This window comes from Pseudomonas sp. 22085 (assembly GCF_052045815.1).
Lineage (GTDB): Bacteria > Pseudomonadota > Gammaproteobacteria > Pseudomonadales > Pseudomonadaceae > Aquipseudomonas > Aquipseudomonas glycinae.
The window spans coordinates 30,511-42,970 of sequence record NZ_JBQEQA010000013.1 but is presented as its reverse complement, the minus strand read 5'-3'; the positions used below and the strand labels follow the sequence as shown (position 1 = coordinate 42,970).

Below are 12,460 nucleotides of genomic sequence, written 5' to 3'. Positions count from 1 at the left end.
TCGAACTGTGCGCCGCCCTCGCAGTCATTTGAGAAGGCGCACTGAAGCAAGGATGACAGCGCCATTACAGCCTGTGCGGCTGATAGTCGGCGACTATCAAATCGATAGCCTGCTAATTTTCAAGGATGGTCTACCCTCAGATCAGACGTCTGAAACCAGGGGGATATTCCATGCTCGCGCAACTTCCACCGGCCTTACAGAATCTGCAGCTTCCGCTGCGCCTGCGACTCTGGGACGGCCATGAATTCAATCTGGGCCCGGCGCCCAGCGTCACCATCGTGGTCAAGGACCCGTTGATGGTGTCCCAGTTGACCCATCCAAGTCTCGACGCGCTGGGGGCGGCGTTCGTCGAGGGAAAACTCGAACTGGAGGGCTCGATCAGCGAAGTCATCCGGGTGTGCGATGAGCTGAGCTCCGCGCTGCTCGATGAAGACGAGGACAGTCAGCCGGTGCGTACGCTCCACGACAAGGAAACCGACGCCAAAGCCATTTCCTATCACTACGACCTGTCCAACGCGTTCTACCAGCTGTGGCTGGACAGCGACATGGCGTATTCCTGCGCGTATTTCGAAACCGGCAGCGAATCCCTGGAGCAAGCCCAGCAAGCCAAGTTCCGGCATCTGTGCCGCAAGCTGCGTCTGCAGCCCGGCGACTATTTGCTGGACGTCGGTTGCGGTTGGGGCGGGTTGGCGCGGTACGCCGCCCGAGAGTTTGGCGCCAAGGTCTTCGGGATCACCCTGAGCAAAGAGCAACTGGCGCTGGCCCGTGAGCGGGTCAAAGCCGAAGGTCTTGAAGACCAGATTGAACTGCAACTGCTCGACTACCGCGATCTGCCTCAGGACGGGCGTTTCGACAAAGTGGTCAGCGTCGGCATGTTCGAGCACGTCGGCCACGCCAACCTCGCCGAATACTGCAAAACCCTGTTCGGCGCGGTGAAAGAGGGCGGTCTGGTGATGAATCACGGCATCACCGCCAAGCACACCGATGGCCGCCCTGTGGGGCGCGGCGCCGGGGATTTCATCGAGAAATATGTGTTCCCCAACGGCGAGCTGCCGCACCTGGCGATGATCTCGGCCGAGATCAGCGAAGCGGGTCTGGAGATTGTCGACGTCGAGAGTTTGCGCCTGCATTACGCACGCACTCTGGACCACTGGAGCGAACGGCTGGAGGACAACCTTGAAGCCGCCGCGAAACTGGTGCCGGACCAGGCGTTGCGTATCTGGCGTCTGTACCTGGCGGGCTGCGCTTATGCATTCGCTCGCGGCTGGATCAATCTGCACCAGATCCTCGCTGTGAAGGCCCATGCCGACGGCAGCCATGAACTGCCGTGGACGAGGGACGACATCTACAACCCTTGAACCTAGAGAATCGGTGAAATAAGCCGGGCGATCCGCATGCCGACCTGTTGCAGGCGGTGGATCTCCCGGCTTTCTTCTTTGGCGACTTCGTAGGCCTGGGCGAAGTCGTCGTTGAGCATCTGTTCCACGCTGGCGGCGAATTCGCTGTCGACGGTCAGCAGCATCACCTCGAAATTCAGCCGGAACGAACGATTGTCCAGATTGGCGCTGCCGATGGCGCTGATCTCGCTGTCGATCAACACCACTTTCTGATGCAGGAACCCCGGTTCGTAGCGGAATACCCGCACGCCGGCGCGTACCGCTTCGAAGGCGTAAAGGCTGGAGGCGGCGTAGACGATGCGGTGGTCGGGACGCGAAGGCAGCAACAGGCGCACGTCGACCCCGCGCAAAACTGCGAGGCGCAACGCCGCGAACACGGCTTCGTCGGGAATGAAGTAGGGGCTGGTGATCCACACGCGTTCGGTGGCGGCGTGGATGGCCTCAACAAAGAACAGCGAGCAGGTTTCGTAAGCATCCGCCGGGCCGCTGGCGAGCAATTGGCAAAGCACGCCATCCTCGGGGTACGTGTCCGGCAGGATCAGCGGCGGCAATGTCCGCGCGGCCCAGAACCAGTCTTCGGCAAACGACTCCTGCATGCACGCCACCACGGGGCCGCGCACCTGGACGTGGGTGTCGCGCCACGGTGCCAGCGGTGGCTTTTCACCCATGTATTCGTCGCCGACGTTGTGACCGCCGACAAACCCGATCAGCCCGTCGACCACCACGATCTTACGGTGGTTGCGAAAATTCACCTGGAACCGATTGAGCCAGCCGCTGCGGGTGGCGAACGCCTTGACCTCGACGCCGCCGTCGCGCAGCGCCTGCACGTAGCTGTGGGGCAGGGCATGGCTGCCGATGCGGTCGTAGAGCAAATGAATCACCACGCCTTCGGCGGCTTTCTTCAGCAAAAGGTCACGCAAACGTTGGCCGAGGCGATCGTCGTGAATGATGAAAAACTGGATCAGCACCGCTTCCCGCGCCTGGTCGATTGCGTGGAAAATCGCCTCGAAGGTGGCCGCGCCATTGATCAGCAATCGCACTTCATTGTTGGCCAGGCACGGCATGCGCCCCAGCTTCGGCATCGCGCGCAATGAGTCGTAAGCATTCGAGGCGCGGGCGGTCAGGGCTTCTTCCACCCACGGCCGCCAGTTGAGTTCGGAAATCGCCAGGCGCATCTGTTCGTTGGCCTGGCGGCGGGCCTTGATGTAGCCATCGAAGGTGCTGCGGCCGAACACCAGATAAGGAATCAGGGTGAGGTAGGGAATAAAGATCAGCGACAGCGCCCAAGCGATCGAGCCTTGGGCGGTGCGGACGGTCAACACGGCATGGATCGCGGCGATCGAGCCGAGGGTGTGTATCAGGGCGATCAGATAACCGAAAATGTGCGGTCCGAAATAATCCATGGGGCAACCTTGCTCCTGAAGATTCAATGCTTAACAGACCATGTTCCATGGCGATTGTCGCTATTTGTTTTCAAGCCGCCGGCGCCGCCATGAACCGAAACAGGCGGCCGGCGTCTAACGGCCACTACTGATCAGGAGTTTTTCAATGAACGTTCGTCTGCTGGGTTTGGCGCTGGGCCTGGGTTTGGCCTTGCCGGTGGTTGCTCAGGCGCAAATGCTGCAGCCGGGGTTGTGGGAAATGACGTCGAGCAATGTGAAGGTCGACGATCAGGTGATGGATGTGCAATCGATCCTCGGTCAGATTCAGGGCCAGATCACCCCGCAGCAGCGGGCTGAACTGGAGAAGCAGGGGATCAACATCGGCGGCAAGGGCATCCGCGCCTGCCTGACGCCACAGCAGGTGGCGACCAACGATATTCCGTTGGCGGACCCACAGTCGGGCTGCAAGCAGCAGATCACCGAGCGCGTCGGCAACCAGTGGAAATTCCGCTTCAGTTGCCCGAAAGCCCAAGGCACCGGCGTCGCGACGTTCCTCAGTGATCGTGAGTTCACCACCGTCGCCAACGGTACTTTCAACGCCATCGGGATCAACCAGAAGGGCAGTCTGGAAACCCGGGCAGTCTGGCTGGGTCAGGATTGCGGCACAGTCAAACCGAGAGCGTAACGTCTTTATCGAAACCGCCTCCACGTCGAGTGGAGGCGGTTTTTTTTCAACGCATGAACCGCAGTGGCAAGCCCTGACAACTGTCATGAATCCGGTGGTCATGCCATGCAATCTGCCCCGACACTATCGTCGTGCTGACCCTATGCCGAAAGCTGCGCTGAGCGAACGGCGTCCAGCCGCATTGCGACAGAACCGGCTGGCGTGACACCGCGACGCCTTTGGGCTCCGGTTGAATCAACACCAGATCCGCCCAATATCCCTCACGCAAATAACCCCGATCCGGAATGGCAAACAGATCTGCCACCCGGTGACTGGTCTTGGCCACCAGCGTGGTGATCGGCAGCACGCCATCCGCCACCAGTTCCAACAACGCCGGCAGAGCGTGCTGTACCAGTGGCAGCCCGGACGGTGCCTGTTCATACGCTTGCTGTTTTTCCGCCCAGGTGTGCGGTGCGTGATCGCTGCCGATCACGTCCAGTCGATTGCTCAGCAGTGCCTGGCGCAGGGCGTCACGATCGCTCCGGGACTTGATCGCCGGGTTGCATTTGATCAGGTTGCCGAGGTTCGGATAGTCACGTTCATCGAACAGTAAATGGTGCAGGCAGACTTCGGCGGTGATGCGTTTTTGCGTCAGCGGTTTATCTTCAAACAGGGCCAGTTCGCGGGCCGTGGTCAGGTGCAGGACGTGCAGGCGAGTGCCGTGACGTTTGGCCAGATCCACTGCCAGAGACGATGAGCGAAAGCAGCTGTCGGCATTGCGGATCTGCGCATGGGCATCGGGTGGCAGTTGGTTGCCGTACCGCTCACGCAGGTTCGCGGCATTCGCTTCGATGCTCGGCGTGTGTTCACAGTGGGCCAGCAGAATCGTCGGCACTTCAGCGAACAGGCGCTCGAGGGTGTGCGGGTCGTCCACCAGCATGTTGCCGGTGGACGCGCCCATGAACACTTTGACCCCGGCCACTTCGCTCGGGTTGAGTGCTGCGACCGTGTCCAGATTGTCGTGACTGACGCCAAAGTGAAAACCGTAGTTGGCCACCGAGTTGATTGCTGCCCGGCGTTTTTTGTCGGCCAGCGCTTCAAGGGTGAGGGTGGCAGGGTGGGTGTTGGGCATGTCCATAAAACTGGTGATGCCACCGGCCACGGCTGCCCGGGACTCGGTGTGGACGCTGCCCTTGGCCGGCGCACCCGGCTCACGGAAATGCACCTGGTCATCAATCATCCCCGGCAGCAGCCATTGGCCGGTGGCGTCGATTTCCCGGGTCGCGTTTTCACCTTCGATGCTGCCGGCGATCTTGACGATGCGTCCGTGGCTGACCAACAGATCGGCATCGAACTCACGCCCTTCGTTCACCAGCCGCGCATTGCGAATCAGCACACTGCTCATGATTCAGAACTCGTTCTGCAAGGCTTTGTAGCCGCGCACCAGGTCGACGTTGGTGCGCGCCACGTCTTCGGAAAACTCCGAAGCGCTGACGCTCACTGGCGGGAATTGTGAGAGGTCGGTGCCCGGGCCGATGCGGGTGGTGGAGGGCACGTAGAACGCGTCCGGCAGATCCCGACCGTCAACCACCGAGTTGTGTCGCACCACGCAACCATTGCCGACCACGCAGTTGAACAACACGCTGTTGAAGCCGATGAACACCCGATCGCCGACCGTACACGGGCCATGCACGATCGAGCGGTGGGCGATGGAGCTGAATTCGCCTATGGTCACCGCCGCGCCGGATTTGGAGTGGATTACCACGCCGTCCTGGATGTTCGAATTGGCGCCGATGGTGATCGGTTCCATCTCGCCCGTGGCGTCTACTTCATCGGCGCGAATCACCGCGTACGGGCCGACGAACACGTTTTCACCGATCACCACTTTGCCGCAGATGATCGCGGTTTTATCGACGTAGGCAGACTCGGCAATCTGCGGCAAATCACCGGAAGGGTTTTTACGGATCATGGTTGGCTCAGGGCTTGGTAGAGGGTGTTGAGGTTGTATTCGAACAGCCCGGTAAAGGTGCTGGCCGGGCCGCTGGCGGCGAGGGCGTCGGAGTACAGCGTGCCGCCGATGTGTGCGCCGCTTTCGTCGGCGATCTGTTTCAACAGGCGCGCGTCCTTGATGTTTTCCATGAACACCGCTTTGACTTTGGCCTGGCGAATCTGGGTGATCAGCGCGGCGACTTCGGCAGCGGAGGGCTCGCGCTCGGTGGACAGACCTTGTGGCGCCATGAAGTCGATGCCGTAGGCCTGACCGAGATAACCGAAGGCGTCGTGGCTGGTGACGATCTTGCGGTTGCCCGGCGGCAGTGAACCGAGCTTGGCTTTCGCTTGGGCGAGGAGGGCGTAGATCTGTTTCAGGTAAGCCTGGCTGTTGCGCTCGTAGTCGGCTTTGTTGGCCGGGTCAGCAGCGATCAGCGCTTTGGTGATGTTGGCGACGTACAGCTCGGCATTCGCCAGGTTGTGCCACGCGTGAGGGTCGGGGACAGTTTCGCCGTCCTCATCCAGCGAGCGCGGAATCACGCCGCGACTGGCGCTGATCACCGGGGCTCTGGTGTCGGTGCTGGCGATCAGCCGATCCAGCCAGGGCTCGAAACCCAGTCCGTTCTTGATGATCAGCTTTGCCTTGAGCAGTGCCTTGGCGTCATCTGGAGTGGGTTCGTAAGTGTGGGCATCGGCGTCAGGGCCGACCATGTTGGTGATCTGGATATGCTCGCCGCCGACCTGATGCACCATGTCCGCGAGGATGCTGAAACTGGTGACCACCGGCAGTTTTTCCGCCGCCGATAACGACATCGACAGCATCAGGCTGAACAGCACGAGTAGAGCGCGCATCGGGAAACACCTCATTGGGATGTGAGCAAAGGCGGGCGGCGCAACAGACCGTGAACCGGTCCGAACACCACGGACAACAGATAGCCGCCACCGGCGACCAGCACGATGGCCGGGCCGCTGGGCAGCGAGTAGTAGAACGACAGCAACAGTCCAAGCCATACCGAGGCGCAACCGATGAGCGCGGCGATGGCGATCAGGATCGGCAGGCGTCGGCTCCAGAAGCGCGAGGCGGCGGCAGGCAGCATCATCAGTCCGACCACCATCAAGGCCCCGATGGCCTGGAAACCGATCACCAGATTGAGCACCACCAGCGTGAGGAACACGCCGTGGGCGACGGGGCCAAGCCGGCTGACCGTGCGCAGGAAAAACGGATCGAGCGTGTCGAGCAGCAACGGTTTATAGATCAGCGCCATGGCCATCAGGCTGAGCGCCGATACCCACAACATGCCGTTGAGGGTCGGCCCGTCGACCGCCAGTGCGGAGCCGAACAGCAGGTGCAGCAAATCGAGTCGCTTGCCGGCGATGCCGAGAATCAGCACACCGCTGGCCAGCGAGATGGGATAGATGGCCGCGAGACTGGCGTCTTCGCGCAGGCCGGTGCATCGGGTGATCCACGCGGCGAGTCCGGCCATGCTCAGACCGGCACCGAGTCCACCGAGGGTCAGCGCCGGCAGACTCAGTCCGGCGAACCAGAACCCCAACGCGGCGCCGGGGAGGATGCCATGGGCAACGGCGTCACCGATCAGGCTCATTCGGCGCAGGATCAGAAACACGCCCAGTGGTGCCGTACTGCACGCCAATACCAGACCGCCGAGCAGGGCCCGACGCATGAAGACGAACTCGTGGAACGGTTGCCATAAATGGCTCAACGTCAGCATCAGGCCACCTGCGTGTGAGGTGTTTGCTGGATGAGGTCGGCACTGCTGCCGAATGCGCAGCCGCTCTGTTTGATCAGCAAGGTCTGTGGAATGTGTTGGCGCACGGCGGCAAGGTCATGGCAAACCACGACCAGGGTTCGTCCTTGTTCATGCCAGGCGTGCAGGTGTTGCCACAACAGTGTCTGACCCACTTCGTCTAGCGCGGCATGGGGTTCGTCGAGCAGCAGCAACGGTGTGTCGGCCAGACTCAGTCGAGCGAGTAGGGCGCGTTGGAGTTCCCCGCCGGAGAGAGCCATCAAGGGACGATGTTCCAGTCCGCTCAGGTGCCAGTCTTCCAGTGCGGATTCGAGACGTTGGGCTCTCAGTTGCGACGACAGTCGGCGTCCCCAGAAACCGGCCGCCACCAACTCTTGAAGACTGATCGGGAACTGTCGATCCAGATGCTGTTGCTGAGGCAGGAAGGACAAACCGCTTTGGCGTGGAACACCCAGTTCGACTTTGCCGGCCAGCGGTCTCTGCAAACCAGCGATGACTTTGAGCAGGCTGCTTTTGCCGCTGCCGTTGACGCCGATGATTGCCGTCAGGCTGCCGCTTTCCAACCTCAGGTTGAGCGGTGCAGTGAGCGGTTGGCCGGGTATCCCCCAGCTCAGATTGTGGCAGCGAATCATGGCTGCTCCCGGCGCCAATGACTCTCGGCGACGGCGTCGTGAGCATGTAGGCTTTCGGCGTGGATGACTCGTACGTGGAATTCGCTGATACCGGGTGAACGACGCAGTGCCAGGTTCAGGCGTCGGGCGGCGTCTTCGCAGAACATCAGGTTCTGGCCGTTGGCGAGGGCGAAGGCCTGTTCGTCGGCGCGTTTCACAGCGGTTTGCACGGCGGTGCCGAGGGCTGCTTCGGCGTCGTTGATGATGGAGGTCAGGGGCAGTTCGTCGACAAATTCATCCAGGTGCAGATGCAACTCGGCGGTACTGCGCTGGCTGTGAGGTGTGGCCACGATGCCTTGGGTCGAGCCCAACCATGCCAACACATCGGCGTGTTGCAGTGGCTTGTTGGCAAAGTCGTCGACGAATTGTTGCTGGATCAACTGCCTCGCCAATGCTGCAGAACATGGGCACGTTGAGGAATACGCGACGTCGATTTTCAGTTCCACGTGGAACACTTTGTTTTTTAGCTGGGCTGAAACGGTGATGGGATAGGTTTTCCATCCCGCCAAAGGACTGACCAATGCCGGTCTTCTGAGCAATAAATCGGTGTGGATATTCAGATAAGCGGCATCGGACAGATCTTCGTGGCTGTCGAGAAAACGCTGCAGAACGTGGCGTAGGAGAGCGGGAGAAAGGTTCTGCTGCTCCAGCGCTTCCAGCCCCAGATAGAGCCGCGACATGTGAATGCCGCGTGCATCTCCATCATCCAGACTGACGCCTGCATCCGCTTTGGCAGCCAAGCGTTGGCCTTCGATAAACACAGGTAGTGCGATGCCGCACATCCCCACCCATTCGAGAGGCAGGGCCTGGCGGGCGGCTTGAGCCGCGACATCCGGCAAAGTCAGCGCGTTCATGAGCTGTTCCATCATGGTGATTGAATTTGATGTTACATTATAACAATTCAAACCACGATGCCTTTTTCATGAACAGGCTTTCATATGCACAGACGTCACTTGCTCAACCTGATGCTGGCCAGCGTGGCCTTTTTTTTGCCTTTCTCGGTGTCCGCCACGCAAATACGCAATGCCCGGCTTTGGCGTTCGGATGACAAGCTGCGTTTGGTCTTCGATCTAAGCGGGCCTGTGAACTACAAAACATTCACTTTGAGCACGCCTGAGCGGTTGATCATCGATATGAGCGGTGCCAGTCTGAGTGGGGATTTCAGCCAGTTGTCGTTATCCGGAACTCCGATTCGCTCAATTCGCTCCGGGCACTTTGGCCAGGGGAACACCCGGATCGTGCTGGATATAAGCAGCCCGGTGCAGCTCAATTCATTCTTGCTGGCGCCTCAGGATGGGCAAGGACATCGCCTGGTTCTGGATTTGATGAGCGCATCAGCAGGAGTCCCGGCGAGCGTTCCACGTGAAACACCCCAGGAAAAATCTCACCCCAAGCGCGACATCATGGTGGTAGTCGACCCAGGTCATGGCGGGAAAGATCCGGGTGCAATCGGCGCCAAAGGCGAGCGAGAAAAGGATGTGGTGCTGTCCATCGCGCAACTGCTCGCACGTCGGCTTAAGCGAGAGAAAGGCTTTGATGTGAAGCTGGTGCGTAACGACGACTTCTTCGTCCCGTTACGCAAGCGCGTGGAAATCGCGCGTCAGCACAAGGCCGACATGTTCATCTCGGTACATGCCGATGCTGCGCCGCGTCTGACGGCCTCCGGGGCGTCGGTGTATTGCTTGTCCGAAGGCGGCGCTACCTCCGCCACCGCACGGTTCATGGCGCAGCGTGAGAACGGTGTGGATCTGCTCGGTGCAACCAGCCTGCTCAATCTAAAGGACAAGGACCCGATGCTCGCTGGCGTGATCCTCGACATGTCGATGAACGCAACCATCGCCGCCAGTTTGCAACTCGGAAGCACAGTACTGGGCAGCCTGGCCGGCATCACCACGCTGCATCAAAAGCGCGTGGAACAGGCTGGATTTGCCGTTCTGAAGTCGCCGGATGTGCCGTCAATCCTGGTGGAAACCGGGTTCATCTCCAACCCGCGGGACAGTCAGCGTCTGGTGACCGCGCGTCATCAGCAGGCCGTGGCAGACGGTTTGTTTGAGGGCTTGCAGCGCTATTTCCAGAAGAATCCACCTGTCGACAGCTATATGGCATGGCAACAAGAGCAGAAAGCATCGCGGGTTTAGCAGCCGGTGATCCGGCTGCAGGTGAACTTCGCACTGCTGCCGCCTGAGCTGGAGAACCGATTGATCGTCGTCCAGCCCACTCGCCGGTTGTAGCCAACCCAGGCTTCCCCATCGGAAGCGATGCCGGTGAAGAACGTCAGTTGCCCGTAGCGGCTGTTGGTTTGTGCCCAATAGCGGTTTCCCGCTTTCTCGAATCCGCGCAGGTAAATCGTTCTGCCGACGGTGTTGACGCTGTAGGCGTTGCCGTTGCCATCGATGCACGCCAACAGGTTTGCGCTGCGCGTGCAATTGGCGAGTCCCGGCACTTGTGCTTCGGCCTTCAGCGTCAGCAATGTCAGGCAGATAAACGAGTATTTCAGCGCGGTTTTCATGATGTGACTCGGCGATGAACTGATTGCAGCTTCCGGCCCTTTGTCACTTTGGGCAAGAAAAGAGTGGATTGATTTTGTTGTTATACTATAACATTATCCGGACCGGGCTTTCCGTGGCTTCCTTTTCAAGCGTCCGCTTCCCTGGTGATCCCATCGAAGCCCAAGAACGCTCGCCCCCGAGAGCCTCCAGCGCTGTTTTGCGACCGTCTGATGAGGTTTATCCAATGTCTTCCCGACTTCCCGTGACCGTTTTGTCCGGCTTTCTCGGTGCCGGAAAAAGTACACTTTTGAATTACGTACTACGTAACAGAGATGATTTGCGCGTCGCCGTTATCGTCAACGATATGAGCGAGATCAACATCGATGGCAGCGAAGTCCAGCGTGATGTCAGCCTGAACCGTGCCGAAGAGAAGCTCGTGGAAATGAGCAACGGCTGTATCTGCTGTACGTTACGCGAAGACCTGCTTGAAGAGGTCAGTCAGTTGGCCCGTGAAGGCCGCTTCGACTATCTGCTGATCGAATCCACGGGAATCTCCGAGCCGTTACCCGTGGCCGAGACATTCACCTTCCGTGATGAGCAGGGGCAAAGCCTCGCCGACATCGCACGCCTCGACACCATGGTCACTGTAGTTGACGGCATGAACTTCCTGCCGGACTACCAGGCCGCGGAAAATCTCGCCTCTCGTGGTGAATTCCTCGGGGAGGAGGATGAGCGCTCGATCACCGATCTGCTGATCGAGCAGATCGAATTCGCCGACGTCCTGTTGATCAGCAAGATCGACCTGATCAGCAGCCGCGAGCGGGAAGAGCTGATGGCCATTCTCAGACGCCTCAACGCTCAGGCCGAGATCATTCCGATGGTCATGGGTGAGGTACCGCTGGAGAAAATTCTCAACACCGGTCGTTTCGACTTCGAAAAAGCCGCCCAGGCCCCGGGCTGGTTGCAGGAATTGCGTGGCGAGCATGTGCCGGAAACCGAGGAATACGGCATCGCCTCCACGGCCTATCGGGCGCGCCGGCCCTTTCATCCACAGCGTTTCTTCGACTTCATCGATCGTCCTTGGGTAAACGGCAAATTGCTGCGCTCCAAAGGCTTTTTCTGGCTGGCCAGCAAACCCACCGACGCCGGTAGCTGGTCCCAGGCAGGTGGCCTGATGCGCCACGGTTTCGCCGGGCGCTGGTGGCGCTTCGTGCCAAAGGAACAGTGGCCGCAGGATCAGGAAAGTACCGCCGCGATCATGGAAAACTGGATCGCCAGCGTAGGCGATTGTCGCCAGGAGCTGGTGTTTATCGGGCAGAACATCGATTTCGCACAGCTGTCGTCGGAACTGGATGATTGCCTGCTGACCGATGACGAAATGGCGCTCGGTACTCAAGGCTGGCTACAACTACGCGATCCGTTTGGCTCATGGCACGACGAGGTCGCCTGATGCTCGCCCTGAAAACGCTGCCAGGCAGCATTCGTCATCAGTCTTTCGGCCAGAACCCGCAGGCACTGGCGAACATTCTCGACGACGAGACCAACCTCGCGGTCTGGCAGCGCCAGCTTCCGCTGCACATTGCCGAGTTCGCTGATTTGTTGTTGTCTCTGAACGAGCCTTACGCCGAGGCGCTTTGCCTGGAATTGCCGGACGAAGACGCCGAACCGGATCTCACGGGGCTGGCCAGCGGCTTTCGCGATCTGGAAGGCTACGAAGGGTTTATCAGCGACTTGAAATGGCTGGTCAGTGCCTTCGCCTGCTTGCTCGGCGCGCGGCGGATCGGCTTGCGCCTGCGTGTGCTGGACAAGGCCATGTGTCCGCGTTTTCACGTCGATCATGTGCCGGTGCGGTTGATCACGACCTATTCAGGCGTTGGCAGCGAATGGCTCAGGGAAGGGGAAATGGACCGTCGGCAACTGGGACAGCCGCAAGCCGAGCCGCGGGAAACTTCACGGATTCAGCAATTGAATCGCGGCGAAGTGGCGTTGCTAAAGGGCGAGAAATGGCACGGCAACGAAGGTTTCGGGCTGATCCATCGCTCGCCGCAACCGGCGCCGGGTGAGCGGCGGCTGATGCTGACCCTCGACTGGCTCGGATAGCG

The 12,460-nt window shown here is 60.0% G+C and carries 13 protein-coding genes; 5 read left to right on the top strand and 8 right to left on the bottom strand.

Annotated elements, in window-relative coordinates:
* The first annotated feature begins 170 nt into the window (after positions 1-170).
* Positions 171-1,358, top strand: coding sequence for a C17 cyclopropane fatty acid synthase CfaB (gene cfaB / locus ACTJK7_RS17195; protein ID WP_108563608.1), 1,188 nt, complete (start codon positions 171-173; stop codon positions 1,356-1,358).
* A 2-nt stretch (positions 1,359-1,360) separates the two neighbouring features.
* Here the strand turns inward: cfaB and cls are convergent, their stop codons facing one another.
* The gene (cls, locus tag ACTJK7_RS17190) at positions 1,361-2,800 is read right to left on the bottom strand and encodes a cardiolipin synthase (RefSeq protein ID WP_108563607.1); all 1,440 of its coding nucleotides are present in this window, start codon (positions 2,798-2,800) and stop codon (positions 1,361-1,363) included.
* A gap of 145 nt (positions 2,801-2,945) precedes the next feature.
* Between cls and ACTJK7_RS17185 the strand changes: the two genes are divergently transcribed.
* Entirely contained in the window at positions 2,946-3,464 is a 519-nt protein-coding gene (locus tag ACTJK7_RS17185) for a DUF3617 domain-containing protein (RefSeq protein WP_007954220.1), read from the top strand.
* Positions 3,465-3,510: 46 nt separating this feature from the next.
* Here ACTJK7_RS17185 and ACTJK7_RS17180 read toward each other — a convergent pair whose 3' ends face one another.
* Genes ACTJK7_RS17180 through folE2 form a run of 6 tightly spaced genes read right to left on the bottom strand, consistent with a single transcriptional unit; the run spans position 3,511 to position 8,723 of the window.
* Positions 3,511-4,848, bottom strand: coding sequence for a dihydroorotase (locus ACTJK7_RS17180; RefSeq protein ID WP_011336656.1), 1,338 nt, complete (start codon positions 4,846-4,848; stop codon positions 3,511-3,513).
* Between the two features lie 3 nt (positions 4,849-4,851).
* Positions 4,852-5,412 (bottom strand): gamma carbonic anhydrase family protein, encoded by a 561-nt coding sequence (locus ACTJK7_RS17175; RefSeq protein ID WP_011336655.1) that lies wholly within the window; start codon positions 5,410-5,412, stop codon positions 4,852-4,854.
* Entirely contained in the window at positions 5,409-6,284 is an 876-nt protein-coding gene (locus ACTJK7_RS17170; protein ID WP_108563605.1) for a metal ABC transporter substrate-binding protein, read from the bottom strand. The genes ACTJK7_RS17175 and ACTJK7_RS17170 overlap by 4 nt, the downstream gene beginning before the upstream one ends.
* Before the next feature lie 11 nt (positions 6,285-6,295).
* Positions 6,296-7,162, bottom strand: a complete 867-nt coding sequence (locus ACTJK7_RS17165; RefSeq protein WP_108563604.1) for a metal ABC transporter permease — start codon at positions 7,160-7,162, stop codon at positions 6,296-6,298.
* Entirely contained in the window at positions 7,162-7,830 is a 669-nt protein-coding gene (locus ACTJK7_RS17160; protein WP_108563603.1) for a metal ABC transporter ATP-binding protein, read from the bottom strand. The genes ACTJK7_RS17165 and ACTJK7_RS17160 overlap by 1 nt, the downstream gene beginning before the upstream one ends.
* Complete coding sequence (gene folE2, locus ACTJK7_RS17155; protein WP_108563602.1) at positions 7,827-8,723, bottom strand: GTP cyclohydrolase FolE2; 897 nt, start codon at positions 8,721-8,723, stop codon at positions 7,827-7,829. The genes ACTJK7_RS17160 and folE2 overlap by 4 nt, the downstream gene beginning before the upstream one ends.
* A gap of 84 nt (positions 8,724-8,807) precedes the next feature.
* On the opposite strand from folE2, the gene ACTJK7_RS17150 reads away from it, so the two are divergent.
* On the top strand, positions 8,808-10,007 hold the full coding sequence (locus tag ACTJK7_RS17150; protein WP_440779378.1) for an N-acetylmuramoyl-L-alanine amidase: 1,200 nt from the start codon (positions 8,808-8,810) through the stop codon (positions 10,005-10,007).
* Here the strand turns inward: ACTJK7_RS17150 and ACTJK7_RS17145 are convergent.
* Entirely contained in the window at positions 10,004-10,378 is a 375-nt protein-coding gene (locus ACTJK7_RS17145; protein WP_323150493.1) for a glutamine synthetase, read from the bottom strand. The genes ACTJK7_RS17150 and ACTJK7_RS17145 overlap by 4 nt on opposite strands.
* A gap of 224 nt (positions 10,379-10,602) precedes the next feature.
* On the opposite strand from ACTJK7_RS17145, the gene zigA reads away from it, so the two are divergent.
* Positions 10,603-11,808 (top strand): zinc metallochaperone GTPase ZigA, encoded by a 1,206-nt coding sequence (zigA, locus tag ACTJK7_RS17140; protein ID WP_179693206.1) that lies wholly within the window; start codon positions 10,603-10,605, stop codon positions 11,806-11,808.
* Positions 11,808-12,458, top strand: a complete 651-nt coding sequence (locus ACTJK7_RS17135; RefSeq protein ID WP_108563599.1) for a DUF1826 domain-containing protein — start codon at positions 11,808-11,810, stop codon at positions 12,456-12,458. Before zigA ends, ACTJK7_RS17135 begins: the two co-directional genes overlap by 1 nt.
* Positions 12,459-12,460 lie beyond the last annotated feature (2 nt).